A 14,191-nucleotide genomic window follows, 5' to 3' on the forward strand; every position below is an offset into this window, starting at 1 on the left:
CCTTTCAGTTTGCAGCTACGGCTGCCGGTCGTTCTTTACAAAGAGGCAGAACACCGCCGCGATCACGGAGCAGCCCAGGAAAATGTACCATACAAACGAGTAGCTCCCGGTGAGGTCGATGGCCCGGCCCACGATGATCGGCATGATCAGGCTGGCCAGCTGAAACAGCAGATTCTGGGTGGAAGCCGCCGTGGCCGTGTACCGCTCTCCGGCCAGCATCATGGCCGAGGTGGTGTAATGGGTGGAGGGCAGATAGGAAATGGCCCCGTAAACGCAGCCCACAACGATCAGTCCCATATACCCCCTCTGCATGGAGAACAGCACCGTCATCACGCCCATGGCCGCCAGGCTCGCGATCAGGAAATTCCGGTGGGACATACGGCATTTCACCGCGATGGAACCGGACAGGCAGGAGGCGATGATTCCCGCGATGCTGTAGCAGGTGATGATCATACCTCCCTGTACCGGCGTAAAGCCCAGGCTCTGGGCATAACGGTTGGTCCAGGTGGCGAAGCCCACGGTCACGAACATGAACATAAATCCGCTGACTCCCAGCAAAAGCTGCTGCTTGTTGGTGAAAAATCCAACCAGCCCTTCCAGCAGCCCGGCCTGTCCCTTCGCTTTGGTGGCAGCCGCCTGCGCCACAGCCGGATTTCCGGCGGGAACCGCAGCTGTTTTCCGTGGGATGGGCTGTACGAACACGGCCAGCAGCGCCACGATGATCACCACGATGGCTGCCACGATCAGGAACGTATTTCTCCAGCCCACTGCCTGGTTTAAGGGCGCTCCGATGGACTGGGCCAGGGTGATGCCAAAGGGCGGCGAGGCCAGCACCACGCCCATGGCTGAGGCGCGCTTTTTCGGCTCAAAGGTGGTTGCCACCACTTTGGAGCACTGGGCCATCACGCAGCCGCTGCTGATTCCCGTGATCACGCGGATGACCAGACCCATCTCATAATTGGTGATAAACGACATGGCCGCCGTCATCACGCCGCCCAGCACCGTACAAGTAATCAGAATGTACTTGGGCTGATACCGGTCCGCCATAATTCCACCTGGAATCTGCGTCACCAGATAACCGGCGAAAAACGCCGACATGTAAAGGCCCGCCTGTGTGGCGTTGATCCCGAATTCATTGGACACGTCCGCCATCAGGGGACTCCAGATGTACCGGCTCAAAAATGTAAATGTAAACGCAAGCGTGACTGCCGCGAGGGACAGATAGGGATTTCGCTTCTTTTGTTCTGCTCCCATAACCTACTCCTTTAACTTTTCGTTATTTTTTTAACACTTTCGGTCAAAAAAATGGCTGCAGCCCATTTTTAATGCTATACAAAATGCATTCTGTATAGCACCTATATTACGGCCTTTTTCGCCATTCGTCAACACTTTTTTGTGATTTTCGCTATTTTTTCACAGCAATATCGCCTTTTCATGATCTTTTATGTCATACTACCAACAATACATATTACATTTTGTATAGCATAATTATTAACATCCCCATCAATCTTGCGCCGGAGGTATTTTCCCGGTATAATAAAACCAAGCGCGCGCCTGGCCGCGCAGCCGCGAGCAAACAGGAAATGGGGAATTGGAAATGGCAAACGAAGCAGAGAACACAAACCTGAAAGCGCAGATTCTGCAGGTAGCGGGGCGCATGTTTTTGGAGTACGGCTACAGCGGCACCACCTTTCAGAAGATCGCCGATGAGCTTAACATCACCAAAGGCAGCATCACCTACCACTTTAAAAACAAATTCCTGATCATGGAGATCTTCATCGACGACTTCTTCAATCAGCTGAAGGCCTATATCGACTCCTATCCGGACGAATACCGCAACATCTACTGGCGCTACTGCATCATGTACATTTACGCCTACCGCCGGATCATGCGCACGCCCCGGAACATCGAGCTGTTCTACCACAAGGATCAGCAGACCCAGTGGCAGACCCACAAGATCAACATGGTGTCCCACATCTACGAGCAGATCGAGCAGGATTTCCACAAATCCTACGACATGGCGGACCTGCAGATGAAGGCCTACATGGACATGGGCGCCCGCTCCCGTCTGTTTTCCGTCTACCAGGAAAACCCCGTCTCCATGACCCTGGACCAATACTGCTACTACCACATCTACCTGATCGGCGCCCTCTGCAAACTGGACGAGCAGACCATCCAGGAAAACATCCGCTCCGCCTTCCACTTCGCCGACACCCACGAGCCGGAAACCAACTCGATCTTCCAATAACCCCCAGCATCAAAAAAACTGCCGCCCCGACATCACACCCGACATCGGTACAGCAGTTTATTTTCTTTCTCTCCCCCTCAACCGTGGAACCGCCAGCAGCCGGCCCAATCCCTAGCCGGAAAAGAGCCGGGGGCGGGCAGGCTGTCTGGCGATTTTCCGAGAGGGTCGATGGCTCTTAGCCCGGAGAGGGTGCGGAGCAGGGGGTGAGGGAGGGCGCTCCACGCCCGAGCGAAAGGGAACACGGAGGGGCAGGCATCAGGCCTGCGCCGTAGTTTTCCCGATCCCCCTGCGGAGCGCCCTCTCCGGGCTTAGAGCCATCCCCCGGTTCGGACTATGAGCCAGACGGCCCTGCCCGCTCCCCGGTTCTTTTCCTCGACCCCTTCCCCCGGCTGCGTATCAATTCTACTTCTCCCTCATAATCCCCACAATCACCCCCTCCGTCTCCACCATCCCCGGCGAAGCGATCAGTCCCATATTATGCATGGTCTCTTCCGGCGTCATCCCGTTAATCCCATGCACATTATCAATAAAAATCCCCTGCATGGCAAAATCCACCGACTGGAACGCCGCGTCCACCGCCACAACGCCCTTCATGGTACATCCCTTATTTCCCCCGTCGCAGATCATCCCGGTCAGACTGCTGGCCATATTATTGATCGTCTTAGCCATCATATCCACCGTTCCGTCCTTCAAATACACCAGTCCGCAGGCCATTCCCGTGCCCGCCGCGATCCCGCACCCGCAGAACGCCGACAATTTCCCGGAATACTCCTTAATATACATACAAACCAGGTAACTGAGCGCCGTAGCCCGCAGCAGCTTCTCATCCGGCAGCCCCTTCACCTTCGCCACCGCGTACAATGGCAGCGTGGCGATAATCCCGTGGGCCCCGGACCCCGTAATACTCATAGCCGGCTTGTCAAGCCCGATCACCCGGGCCTCGATGGCCGCGTTGCACAGCAGCGACGCCGTCTTCTGCTCATCCTCCGAGAAAATCTCTCCCCCGTTCTTCTTAAGCAGATACCGGGCGTAGGTCGTCCTGGGATTTTCAAGTCCCTCCTCAAACAGCTCATAGTTCATTTGAAACGCATCCATAATAAACCGGATCTCCTCCACATCCACCGTGGAACTATACTCATAAATCTGCTCCAGGGTATAGGAGTGGATCAGCGGCTTCTCCACCGCCTCATTTCCGCGCTTTTCCTCCCCCGAGAACACCACCTCCCCATTCACCGCGATCCGGACAATGTTGGTGTGGGAATCCCGGATGGTCACCACGGCCTCCCCGCTCTCCGTCTCCACCGACGCCTCGATGAATATGCGGCTGGTGATCTCCGACATCTGTGCCTCCACCATCCCGGCGGCCACCATTTTCTCAGCAGCCTCGTTGTTGGCTTCGGTCACATCCGCCAGACTCTCCAGCCCCTTTTCGGGAACCCCGGCCACTGCCCCCAGGGCCGCCGCGTAAAGGTTGCCCACATGGCTGCTTCCCGGAATCCCGCAGGTGTACGCGTTCTTGTACATCCCGCTGTTCAGCTTCAAAAGGATCTTTTTCACGTCCCCCTTTAAATAGGAACGGGCAGTGGACACCGCAAAGGCGATGGCCCCCGGTTCCGTCACGCCCAGCGCCGGTTTCATATCGTTTTTAATCAGTTCTGTCAATTCATGCATGGTAATCTCTCTACCTCCCTGTTTTACTTAGCTGAAAAGCCGCTCTGCTTTCAGCGCGGCGGCTTTTATCATCTTACACCCGGACGGTGTTTTGTTCAATGTTTTTTCAAATCCTACGCAATCGCCCGCAGGCTGCGCCGGCGGCCCATTACATTCATATCAAATGGCATGCCGCGAAATGCCCCGGCGATACCTCCCGGAATTCCGGCCGCTCCTCCGCGCAGCGTGCGGTGGCGTGAGGACATCTGGAGGCGAACTTGCAGCCCGGCGGCGTGTTGATGGGGCTGGGGATATCGCCCTTTAACATCTGCACCTTCTTGGTCTTGCTGATGGCCGGGTCCAGCTCCGGCACGGCGGACATCAGGGCCTGGGTGTAGGGGTGCAGGGTGTGGGTGTAGAGCTCCTCGGTCTCGGCGAACTCCACCAAAGACCCCAGGTACATCACGCCCACCTTGCGGGAAATGTGGCGCACCATGGACAGGTCGTGGGCGATAAAGAGGTAGGTTAGCCCCAGCTCGGCCTGCAAATCCTCCAGCATATTCACCACCTGGGCCTGAATGGACACGTCCAGGGCGGAAATGGGCTCGTCGCAGACGATAAACTCCGGGTTCACAGCCAGCGCTCTGGCGATGCCCACTCTCTGGCGCTGGCCGCCGGAGAACTCGTGGGGATATCGGCTGGCGTGGTCCTTGCCCAGGCCCACGGTGGCCAGCAGCTCATAGATGCGCGCCTGCCGCTCCTTCCCCTCGTACAGATGGTAGATGTCCAGGGGTTCCCCGATAATGTCCGACACGGTCATGCGGGGATTTAACGAAGCGTAGGGGTCCTGGAAAATCATCTGCAGATTTTTCCGGTACGGCCACACCTCCTTGGCGCTCATGGGCGCTAAGTCCACTCCTTTGAACAGAATCTGCCCGGCCGTGGGCTTGTACAGGCGCATGATGGAGTAGCCGGTGGTGGATTTTCCGCAGCCGGACTCTCCCACCAGACCGATGGTCTCCCCCTTGTGGATCTGGAAGGAAACGTCGTCCACCGCCTTCACGTACTCAATCTGTTTTCCCAGAAGCCCTTTCCGGTTCTCGAAATACATTTTTAAATTCTTTACTTCCAGCAAAATCTCATTGGTCACGGCGGATTCCTCCCTTCTGTGCCTCATACATTGGGTTGGACGGAGCCTGAGGATGGCACATAAAACAGCTCACCCGGTGGGTTTCGCTTAAATACTGCTCCGGCACCGGCATGGAGGCGCAGGCCTTCATGGCAAACTGGCACCTGGGGTAGAACGGACATCCGGTGGGCGGATTAAGCATATCCGGCGGCGTGCCGAGAATGGGAATCAGGCGCTGCTTGGACTCCTCCCCCGTCACTTTGGGGATGGAATTCAACAGTCCCATGGTGTAAGGGTGTCTGGGCTCGTAGAAGATTTCCTCCGTGGTCCCCTCCTCCATCACTTTGCCGCCGTACATTACGATGATCTTGTCGCAGATGCTGGAGGCGCAGCCCAGGTTATGGGTGATCAGAATGGTGGCGGTCCCAAGGCGCTCGTTGAGCTCCTTCATCAGGGACAAAACCTGAGCCTGGATGGTCACGTCCAGGGCCGTGGTGGGCTCGTCCGCGATCAAAAGGTCCGGCTCGCAGGATAAAGCCATGGCGATCATGGCGCGCTGGCGCATACCGCCGGAAAACTCGTGGGGAAAGGACTCGTAGCGCTTCTCCGGGGAAGGGATTCCCACCAGCTTCAGCATCTCCACTGCCCGTTTCTTCGCCTCCGCCTTGGTCATCTTCTGATGAGTCAGAATGGCCTCGGTAATCTGGTTTCCGATGGTGAACAGGGGATTTAGGGACGTCATGGGGTCCTGGAAAATCATGGAAATCTGGTTGCCCTGAATCTTCCTCATGCGGCCCTTTTTCACCTTGGTCAGGTCCTCGCCCTTAAAGAGAATCTGGCCCCCGGTCACTCTGCCGGGATGGGCCAAAAGTCCCATGATTGACAAGCTGGTCACGCTCTTTCCGCTGCCGGACTCTCCCACAATACCCACGATCTCGTTTTTATGGACGGAAAAGCTCACGTCGCGGATGGCCTTTACTTCCCCCAGATGAGTAAAGAAAGAAGTGTGCAGCCCTTTTACTTCCAATAATTCTTCGTTCATTGTACCGCTCCTTCCTATCTTTACTTTCTCTGCTTCGGATCAAAGGCATCCCTGAGTCCGTCGCTGAACAGGTTGAATGTCAAAATGGTTACGGAAATGGCGATGGCCGGGAACACCATCTGGTACGGATACACATAGATTCCGGCCAGAGCGTCGTTGCACAGCGTGCCCCAGGAAGCCATAGGCGCCGAGATTCCAAGACCCACGAAGCTGAGGAACGCCTCGTTGAAAATGGCGCTGGGAATCTGCATTGCGATGTTTACCATGATGGGACCCATCATGTTGGGGATCAGATGCTTGGTGATGATCCGCCGGGTGTCCGCGCCGGTGACGATGGCCGCCTTGACGAACTCCTGCTGCTTTAAGGTCAGCACCTGCCCTCTGACGATCCGGGCCATCTTCACCCAGAAGGTCAGGCCCAGCGCCAGGATAATGGACACGATACCCGGCCCCACCACCACCATGATCAGAATCACGTACAGCGTCATGGGAATGGAGTCCAGCACGTCCACGATACGCATCATGATGTTGTCCGTCTGTCCGCCCGCGTACCCCGCGATGGCTCCGTAGAACACGCCCACCACAAAGTTGATGAAGGCGGCGAAAAAGCCTACTAACAGGGAGATTCGAGCGCCGTACACGATCCGGATGAACAGGTCGCGGCCCAGGCCGTCGGTGCCCAGAAGATAGGTCTGGTTCTTGACGCTCACCTGGTGGGTCAGCGGTTTCCCGTCGCAGGTCACCTGGGTGCGGGCCATCTTGTTCTCCAGAATATCCTGGGCCTCGCTCAGGCTGATCTCCTTGGTGTCCGTGCCCTCGAAATACTCCTTAAGATAATCGGCTTTTTTCACCTGGACCATGTTGTTCCCGCTCTTTTTCGCCGATTTCTCCAGCTTCTTGTACTCCTTCAGCGCGTCGGAATAAAAGCTGTAGTCGACCACAACCGCCTTGCCGTTGATGTCGAAATAATTCTTTTTCTGGGCCATGTCCTTGCGGGTGGCCTCCGCCAGCCCCTTAAGCTCGCCCTTGGGACTGACCACCATCAGCATATACTGGGGCGTCACATAGATACTGTTCTCTTCGTCAACCGGGTACACCTTCATAACCGCCGGCAGATTGGCCAGGTTTAAATCCTGCTGTTTATAGCTGTAGGGCCAGAACCAGGGGATCACGATGGCTCCCAGGGTGATGACGACAATGGCGATCATGGAAACCATGGCCACCTTGTTGGCCTTCAGCCGTCTCCAACCGTCCTGGAAGAAGGTGAGGCTGGGCCTTTCAATTTTCTCTGCATCTTTTTCCTGCTGCTGTAGAGGTTCCCAGACCTCGGCAGGAAGATTGTTCAGCTCGTTTTCATTTGTCATGCTCTGTCTCCTAACACCTATTGATACTTGATTCTCGGGTCAATCAGCACATAAAGGATATCCACAACCAGAATACAGATCACCAGGATCACGGAGAAGAACACGGTGATGCCCATGATCAGGGTGTAGTCGCGGTTTAAAATGCTGTTGGTGAACAGGTTTCCGATTCCCGGTATGCCAAACACCTTCTCCACCACAAAGGAGCCGGTGATCAGAGCCGCGAACATAGGCCCGATATAGGTGACCACGGGAAGGATGGCGTTGCGCATGGCGTGCTTTCCCAGCACCTTCCACTCCGGCAGCCCCTTGGCTCTGGCGGTGCGGATGTAATCCTGATTCAGCACGTCCAGGGTGGAGGTGCGCATGAGCCTCACCACGTAGGCCAGCGAGAACAGGGCGCTGACGATCACCGGACCGATGTAACCCTTCCAGTTGTTCACGCCATAGGAGGGCACCAGGCCCAGAATCTTGCTGAACACGAACAAAAAGCCCGTGGCAAACACAAAGCTGGGTATGGTGGCGCCCAGGGTGGACAGGAACATGAGCAGCCGGTCCACGAATTTATTTTGCCGCAGCGCGGCGATAATCCCAAAAAACACTCCCACCAGAAGCACGATGGCGGAGGCCCAGATTCCGATGGTCAGGGAGTACGGAAATCCGGAGGAAATGATGTCGTTGGTCGTGAGTCCCTTTTTCATAAAGGAAATTCCGAAATCGCCGTGGGCGTAATCGGACAGATATTTGACATACTGTTCGGACAGCGGGCGGTCCAGCCCGTATTTCGCCTTCATATTTTCAATAATCACGGGGTCCGCCATTTTTTCTGAGGAAAAGGGATCGCCCGGGATGGCTTTCATCAGGAAGAACGTGAGGGTCATGATAAACCAAATGGTGATAATCGCGGATACGACCCGCTTTAATATGTATCGAAGCATTTTCTGGCTCCTTTCGTGTACATCAGGCACGAAACAGGGCGGGGCCCGGTTCCGCACAAACGCATGCGGCGCGTGTAAAAACGGGAGGCCGGCAAAGGGTATCCCTACCGGCCTCCGTCAGTCTGTCCGCTTATTCAATCACACTGGCTGACTTGAACATAAAGGTATTGCTCGCCGTCAGCTCAACATCCTCGACCAGGTCCTCGTTGACCACCGCCGTATAGGACGGATAGTAGAGCGGGGTAACCGGCATATCCGCCATCAGAGCCTGCTCCGCCTCGATCCAGGCGTTGTCACGGTCCGCGCCCTGGGACGCAAGAGCCTTGTCAAACGCGATATCAAACGCCTCGTTGCCCGGGTTTAAGGTGGTGTCATGGGGAGCTCCGGTGTACGGTTTCCATCTCCACTGGGGAGTGTTGTTGCCGTTCTGGGAGTAGAACAGCTTGATCAGTCCGCTGGCATCGTAGGGGCTGTTGGTCCAGCCGCCGGTGGCCATCTGGTAGTCGCCCTTGTTCTTGGTGGAGGTGAACACGCTGGACTCCTCCGCGCGCAGGGTAACGGTGATTCCTAAGTTGTCCTCCAGCATCTGCTGAATGGCCTCACAGGTCTTTTTGTTGCGGTCGTTGTTGGCGTATGTAATTTCCAGAGCCGGGAAGTCCTTGCCGTCGGGATATCCGGCCTCGGCCAGTTCCTGCTTCGCAGCCTCAACATTGGCCTGTCTGGGGTTGATTCCGTACTCTTCCGCCGGATAACCGTCGCTCTCCATGGTTCTGAAGGAGCCGCCGTCGGTCTTCTGGCAGGTGGGTGCGATAAAGCCGCTGGCCGGAACGCTGCCGTCCTTTAACACCTGCTCCACGATCTGCTTGCGGTCGATGGCGTAAGCGATGGCCTTGCGCACATGCACATTGTCGGTGGGCGCTTTGTCCACGTTGAAGTTCATGAACTGAGCTCCGGTGTCGGCGCTGACGATTACGTTGGGATCTTCCGCCACGATCTGGGGGATCTGCTCGGAGGGAAGGTTGTCCATCACGTCGATCTCGCCCGCCTGGTAAGCCTGGTAAGCGGTGTTGTCGTCGGTGATGATCACGGCCTTGACTCCCGCCAGCTTCACGGAATCCGCGTCATAATAGTTGGGGTTTTTCTTGAACAGGAAATGGGAACCTACCTGATACTCTTCCAGCATGAACGGTCCGTTGCTGACGCAGGTCTCCGGCTTCTTCTCCCAGCCCTCTCCGGCCGCCTCCACAACGTCCTTCTTGATCGGAAGGTAAACGTCGTTGGCAACCAGCTGCGGGAAGTAGGGGGTCACGTTCTTTAACACGACCTCGAAGGTGTAGTCGTCAATGGCCGTAGCCTTGATGTCGTCATAGGAGCCGGTTCCGTCGAAATACTCCTGGCCGCCCACCACATAGTCGGTGATGGCCTGCAGCGCCTCGGAAGCGTAATCCGGATCGCAGATTCTTCTCCAGGAATACTCAAAATCCTTGGCGGTAACGGGATCTCCATCGGACCACTTGGCGTCGTCTCTCAAATGGAAGGTGTAGGTCTTGCCGTCCTCGGAAACGTCCCAGGACTCTGCGATCCCCGGCTTAAAGCCGTCGGACGTGGAGACGGTCAGTCCCTCAAACAGCTGTTTCACGATTGCATCCGAAATGGATTCAGAATTGTTAGTGGGGTCCCAGAGCTTGGGCTCCTTGTTCAGGCGCCAGACCAGATAGCGGTCGGAACCGGCGGAAGCCTCCTCCTCTGCCTCAGCTTCGGTCTCCTCCTCAGCGGCGGAAGTTATGTCCCCTCCCCCCTGATTCGTGGTGGCCTGGGTCTCGGCCGGCTTGGAACCGGAACCGCAGGCGCTAAGCGTCGCCGCGGCCGCAGTGGCAAGCAGCAGTGAAACTAACATTCTTTTTTTCATAGCATATCCTCCTCTGTGCTCATTTTTACCTATAGTATAATTATTTTTGTTTATTTTGTCAATATATTGACTTTATTTTCTTGTACGATTATAATATTTTTATATTTCAGGTCATTTCGACCCCAATTTTGCAGGAGGAAGCATATGAAAATTTATATTTCGGTGGACATGGAAGGCATGGCCGGAATCACCGCCCCCTTCCAGGAGAAGGAGGAGGTTCCTTCATTTCGAAGAGCGCTTCACAACCAGATCCGTTGGATCATAGACGGCATACACCAGTCGGCCGTAAACGGCTCCGTGGAGGAGATCACCATCTCCGATTCCCACGGCAGCGGCACCAACCTTTCTTATGATGAGCTCTGCGCCATGGACGAGCGGATCAGCCTGGTCAGCGGTTCCCCGCGCAAGCACTTCATGATGTCCTGTCTGGATGAAAGCTACGACGTGGTCTTTCTGGCCGGCTACCACGCGGGTCCCGGCGAGCCCCTGGCCAACATGGACCACAGCTTTTCCGGCCGCGCCGTGGGCTGCCTTAAGATCAACGGCCATTATATGAACGAATCCACCACCAACGCGGCCCTGGCCGGGGACTACGGGGTGCCGGTGGCCCTGGTGGCCGGGGATTCCGGTCTGCGCCGCCAGCTCATCGACCAGAAGCAGATGCCCTGGGTGGAGTTTGTGACCACCAAGGAGAGCCTGTCCCGCTACGCCGCCAAGTTCCCGCCGCAGAAGAAGCTGCGGGAGGACACGGCCGCGGCCGTAAAGCGGGTGCTGGAATCCGACTTAAAGGCCCTGCCCCTCTACCGCGTGAAAGCGCCCATCCGCCTGGCCATCGACTTTAAAACCACCGCCATGGCCGAGATGGTGGCCCAGCTGCCCATGGTGGAGCGGATCAGTGGCACGGAGGCCGAAGTGATCTGTCAGAATATGACCGAGGTGGAATGCGCCATCTCCGCCATCACCGGCCTGGCCGGAATCGCATAAGGGCGGCCACACGGCACTGCGCTGCCCGTCGCCGCTGCCCCGCGCCTCCCAAATTATGATCCGCATATATGCATACTGTATACAATACGAAAGGAAGAATCCATTATGAATCAGTATAATTTTGATGAAATCATTGACCGCACCGGCACCGACTGCCTGAAATGGGACGACAACGGCAGCCCGGACATCCATCCCATGTGGGTGGCTGACATGGACTTCGCGGTGGCCCCCGAGATTCAGGCCGCCATGGAGCGCCGCCTGCGCCACCCCGTGTACGGCTACACATTCCACGGCGACGGCCTGCTCTCCGCCATCACCTCCTGGGTGGGACGCCGCTATCACTGGAACATTGAGAAGGAGTGGGTGGAATTCAGCCCCGGCGTGGTTCCCGCTCTGTCCATGAGCGTGCTGGCCTTCACCAATCCCGGCGACCGGGTGATCATCATGACGCCGGTGTACCGCCCCTTCTACAACTCCGTGCGGGAGAACGGCCGGGTGATCGTAAACCACCAGCTGTCCAAGGACGAGAACGGCTACTACACCATCGATTTTGACCGCCTGGAGGCCCAGATCGACAAGCGCACCAAGATGATCATGATGTGCAATCCCCACAACCCCGCGGGCCGCGTCTGGACCCGCCAGGAGCTGACCGCCCTGGCGGACATCGCCAAACGCCACGACCTGATCGTGGTCTCCGACGAGATCCACGCGGACTTCATCTACTCCGGCCACGAGCACATTTCCATCGCCTCCCTGTCCGAGGACATGGCGAACCGCACCGTGACCGCCTACGCGCCCAGCAAGACCTTCAACCTGGCGGGGCTCTGCCAGTCCTACGTGGTGATCCCCAATCCCCGGATGCGGGACGCCTACATGGCCATCTACGACGGCTGCATGGACCTTGGGAGCAACGTGTTCGGCATGACCGCCCTGACCGCGGCCTACAACGAAGCCGAGGGCTGGCTGGACCAGCTTTTGGTCTACCTGGAGGCCAACCGGGACTACGCGGTGGACTATATCCGCAAAAACATCCCCGAAATCAAGGTCTGCGTGCCCGAGGGCACCTATCTGCTGTGGCTGGACTGCGTGGGACTTGGGCTGAAAAATGAGGAGCTGAACCAGTTTTTCCTGGAAAAGGCCAAGGTGCGCATGAACATGGGCTACCGCTTCGGCGAGCAGGCCGATACCTTTATGCGCCTCAACATCGGCTGTCCCAGAGCGCTTCTGGACGAAGGCCTGTCACGGATCGAACGGGCGGTAAAAGCGCGCTGACAAACGGGGGAAATGACTATGAATTGGAACCGCATTCGTGAAGAACGGAAGAAAAAGGGATACACGCTGGCCCAGGTGGCCCGGGAGACTGGTTACAGCATCGGATATATTTCCCAGCTGGAACGCAATCAAAAGGAACCATCCCTGGCCGCTCTGCGGAAAATCGCGGCCTGCCTCGGCTGTTCCGAGGTCTACCTGATTATGGGCCAGGAAAATGAGACCGCCGTGTCCCACTCGCCGGATCAGGACACGCCCTACGGTCCCGGTTACATACTCCGCAGGGACCAGCGGGTTCCCATGAAAATACCGGAGATCGACACGGCCTACTCGATCTTCACGCCGGACCGGCTGCCGGATAACCACAAACCCTGCATGACCGGGCTTTTCGTCACCTTAAAGCCCGGCTGCTGGGTCACGGAGACTATGATCCTGCACCAGAACATGGACGAAACCGTGCTGATCACAGAGGGACAGCTGGAGGTTCACATCGGAACCCATGTGTACGACGCCGGCACCGGGGACTGTCTCTACATTCCCCAGAATACGCTTCACAACTATCTGAACACCGGCCTGAAGGATGCCCAGTGCATCGTATTCTTCTCAGACCTGATCTATTAGGAGGACTTATGAATATTCAATACACCATTGACGGGCATTTCGACATGCTCGGGGATGTCTGCCAGCGCAGACGGAACGGGGAGCGGGAGGTGATACGCCGCTGCTTCTACCCCGCCTTCGCGGCCGGACATGTGACGGGCGTGGTCGCCTCAATCTTTGTGGACAGCTGCCGCCTGCCCTACGGCGCCTTGGAGGACGCCATGGAGCAGGTGGGCGCGCTGCACTGCGAGATCGCGGAGTCCCCGGACATTCTCATGCTATGCACCTGCGCGGCGGACTTCGAGGAGGCGGCCCGCAGCAAAAAGCTGGGCGTGCTCATGTCCTTTGAGGGGGCGGAGCCCGTCTCCTCCCTGACGCTGCTCCACAGCTTTTACGCCGCAGGGGTGCGGGGCCTTGGACTGGCCTGGAGCCGCAGAAACCAGGCTGCGGACGGCTGCGATTTCATGGGCGGACTGAAAAAAGGCGGGCTGACCCAGTTTGGCCTGGACCTGGTCCGGGAGGCGGAAAAGCTCTCCATGCTCATCGACATCAGCCACCTGAGCGACGAGGGGGTTGAGGACGTGCTGAACCATACCTCCTGCCCCATCGTCGCCACCCACAGCAACGCCCGCGCCATCGCCTCCAACAACCGCAACCTGACCGACGCCCAGATGGCTGAGATCGCCCGCAGGAGCGGGCTGGCAGGCTTAAACGGCTGCAGCATCATCGCCTCGGAGACAAAGGAGGGCGCCAGCCAGGAAAAACTCATCGAACACCTGGATCACATGATCGATGTGATGGGCGAGGACCACGTGGGCTTCGGCTTTGACTTCTGCGATCAGTTCCTGACCGGAAGCTCGGCCCAGGATCTGGCAAGGATGCCCTACGTGTCCTTTGATCTGGTGGGCGGCCACGGGGCGCTGCCGGAATTTATCGGCCGGCTGGCGGACCACGGCTACGGGGAAACGCGCCTGAAAAAGATCGCCGGAGAAAACTGGCTGGAGCTGTTTAGAAGATTAGAGGCGAAATGATGCACATTGCCGGAACCATCAGGAGGAAAT

At 57.2% G+C, this 14,191-nt stretch carries 12 protein-coding genes; 5 read left to right on the forward strand and 7 right to left on the reverse strand.

Going from position 1 to position 14,191, the window contains the following annotated elements; translation table 11 throughout:
* Positions 1-15: 15 nt before the first annotated feature.
* Positions 16-1,254, reverse strand: a complete 1,239-nt coding sequence (locus ACK2JC_RS02825; RefSeq protein WP_107435175.1) for an MFS transporter — start codon at positions 1,252-1,254, stop codon at positions 16-18.
* Positions 1,255-1,597: 343 nt separating this feature from the next.
* On the opposite strand from ACK2JC_RS02825, the gene ACK2JC_RS02830 reads away from it, so the two are divergent.
* A complete protein-coding gene (locus tag ACK2JC_RS02830; protein ID WP_092363157.1) occupies positions 1,598-2,248 on the forward strand; it encodes a TetR/AcrR family transcriptional regulator in 651 nt (216 codons plus the stop codon).
* Positions 2,249-2,650: 402 nt separating this feature from the next.
* Here the strand turns inward: ACK2JC_RS02830 and ACK2JC_RS02835 are convergent, their stop codons facing one another.
* From ACK2JC_RS02835 to ACK2JC_RS02860, 6 genes are all read right to left on the reverse strand, one after another.
* Positions 2,651-3,919, reverse strand: coding sequence for a serine dehydratase subunit alpha family protein (locus ACK2JC_RS02835; protein ID WP_320936406.1), 1,269 nt, complete (start codon positions 3,917-3,919; stop codon positions 2,651-2,653).
* Positions 3,920-4,073: 154 nt separating this feature from the next.
* Complete coding sequence (locus ACK2JC_RS02840) at positions 4,074-5,048, reverse strand: ABC transporter ATP-binding protein (protein ID WP_276851137.1); 975 nt, start codon at positions 5,046-5,048, stop codon at positions 4,074-4,076.
* Positions 5,038-6,069 (reverse strand): ABC transporter ATP-binding protein, encoded by a 1,032-nt coding sequence (locus ACK2JC_RS02845; protein ID WP_092363114.1) that lies wholly within the window; start codon positions 6,067-6,069, stop codon positions 5,038-5,040. The genes ACK2JC_RS02840 and ACK2JC_RS02845 overlap by 11 nt, the downstream gene beginning before the upstream one ends.
* Before the next feature lie 20 nt (positions 6,070-6,089).
* A complete protein-coding gene (locus ACK2JC_RS02850; protein ID WP_320936405.1) occupies positions 6,090-7,433 on the reverse strand; it encodes an ABC transporter permease in 1,344 nt (447 codons plus the stop codon).
* 17 nt (positions 7,434-7,450) lie between these two features.
* Positions 7,451-8,368, reverse strand: coding sequence for an ABC transporter permease (locus ACK2JC_RS02855; protein ID WP_007711001.1), 918 nt, complete (start codon positions 8,366-8,368; stop codon positions 7,451-7,453).
* Between the two features lie 130 nt (positions 8,369-8,498).
* The gene (locus ACK2JC_RS02860; protein WP_092363110.1) at positions 8,499-10,277 is read right to left on the reverse strand and encodes a peptide ABC transporter substrate-binding protein; all 1,779 of its coding nucleotides are present in this window, start codon (positions 10,275-10,277) and stop codon (positions 8,499-8,501) included.
* 144 nt (positions 10,278-10,421) lie between these two features.
* Between ACK2JC_RS02860 and ACK2JC_RS02865 the strand changes: the two genes are divergently transcribed.
* The 4 genes from ACK2JC_RS02865 (at position 10,422) to ACK2JC_RS02880 (ending at position 14,161) form a co-directional block, all read left to right on the forward strand.
* On the forward strand, positions 10,422-11,261 hold the full coding sequence (locus tag ACK2JC_RS02865; RefSeq protein WP_320936404.1) for a M55 family metallopeptidase: 840 nt from the start codon (positions 10,422-10,424) through the stop codon (positions 11,259-11,261).
* Between the two features lie 105 nt (positions 11,262-11,366).
* Positions 11,367-12,533, forward strand: a complete 1,167-nt coding sequence (locus ACK2JC_RS02870) for a MalY/PatB family protein (protein ID WP_320936403.1) — start codon at positions 11,367-11,369, stop codon at positions 12,531-12,533.
* An 18-nt stretch (positions 12,534-12,551) separates the two neighbouring features.
* Positions 12,552-13,151: a helix-turn-helix domain-containing protein gene (locus ACK2JC_RS02875; protein WP_024734166.1), complete on the forward strand. Its 600-nt coding sequence runs from the start codon at positions 12,552-12,554 to the stop codon at positions 13,149-13,151.
* An 8-nt stretch (positions 13,152-13,159) separates the two neighbouring features.
* Positions 13,160-14,161, forward strand: a complete 1,002-nt coding sequence (locus tag ACK2JC_RS02880; protein ID WP_276951269.1) for a dipeptidase — start codon at positions 13,160-13,162, stop codon at positions 14,159-14,161.
* Positions 14,162-14,191 lie beyond the last annotated feature (30 nt).

Source organism: Enterocloster lavalensis (assembly GCF_046603895.1).
GTDB classification, from domain to species: Bacteria; Bacillota; Clostridia; order Lachnospirales; family Lachnospiraceae; genus Enterocloster; species Enterocloster lavalensis.

Excerpts from the sequence above, each read along its gene's own strand:
- ACK2JC_RS02825 (WP_107435175.1), bottom strand. The coding sequence starts at position 1,254 with ATGGGAGCAGAACAAAAGAAGCGAAATCCCTATCTGTCCCTCGCGGCA.
- ACK2JC_RS02830 (WP_092363157.1), top strand. The coding sequence starts at position 1,598 with ATGGCAAACGAAGCAGAGAACACAAACCTGAAAGCGCAGATTCTGCAG.
- ACK2JC_RS02835 (WP_320936406.1), bottom strand. The coding sequence starts at position 3,919 with ATGCATGAATTGACAGAACTGATTAAAAACGATATGAAACCGGCGCTG.
- ACK2JC_RS02845 (WP_092363114.1), bottom strand. The coding sequence starts at position 6,069 with ATGAACGAAGAATTATTGGAAGTAAAAGGGCTGCACACTTCTTTCTTT.
- ACK2JC_RS02850 (WP_320936405.1), bottom strand. The coding sequence starts at position 7,433 with ATGACAAATGAAAACGAGCTGAACAATCTTCCTGCCGAGGTCTGGGAA.
- ACK2JC_RS02855 (WP_007711001.1), bottom strand. The coding sequence starts at position 8,368 with ATGCTTCGATACATATTAAAGCGGGTCGTATCCGCGATTATCACCATT.
- ACK2JC_RS02860 (WP_092363110.1), bottom strand. The coding sequence starts at position 10,277 with ATGAAAAAAAGAATGTTAGTTTCACTGCTGCTTGCCACTGCGGCCGCG.
- ACK2JC_RS02865 (WP_320936404.1), top strand. The coding sequence starts at position 10,422 with ATGAAAATTTATATTTCGGTGGACATGGAAGGCATGGCCGGAATCACC.
- ACK2JC_RS02870 (WP_320936403.1), top strand. The coding sequence starts at position 11,367 with ATGAATCAGTATAATTTTGATGAAATCATTGACCGCACCGGCACCGAC.
- ACK2JC_RS02875 (WP_024734166.1), top strand. The coding sequence starts at position 12,552 with ATGAATTGGAACCGCATTCGTGAAGAACGGAAGAAAAAGGGATACACG.
- ACK2JC_RS02880 (WP_276951269.1), top strand. The coding sequence starts at position 13,160 with ATGAATATTCAATACACCATTGACGGGCATTTCGACATGCTCGGGGAT.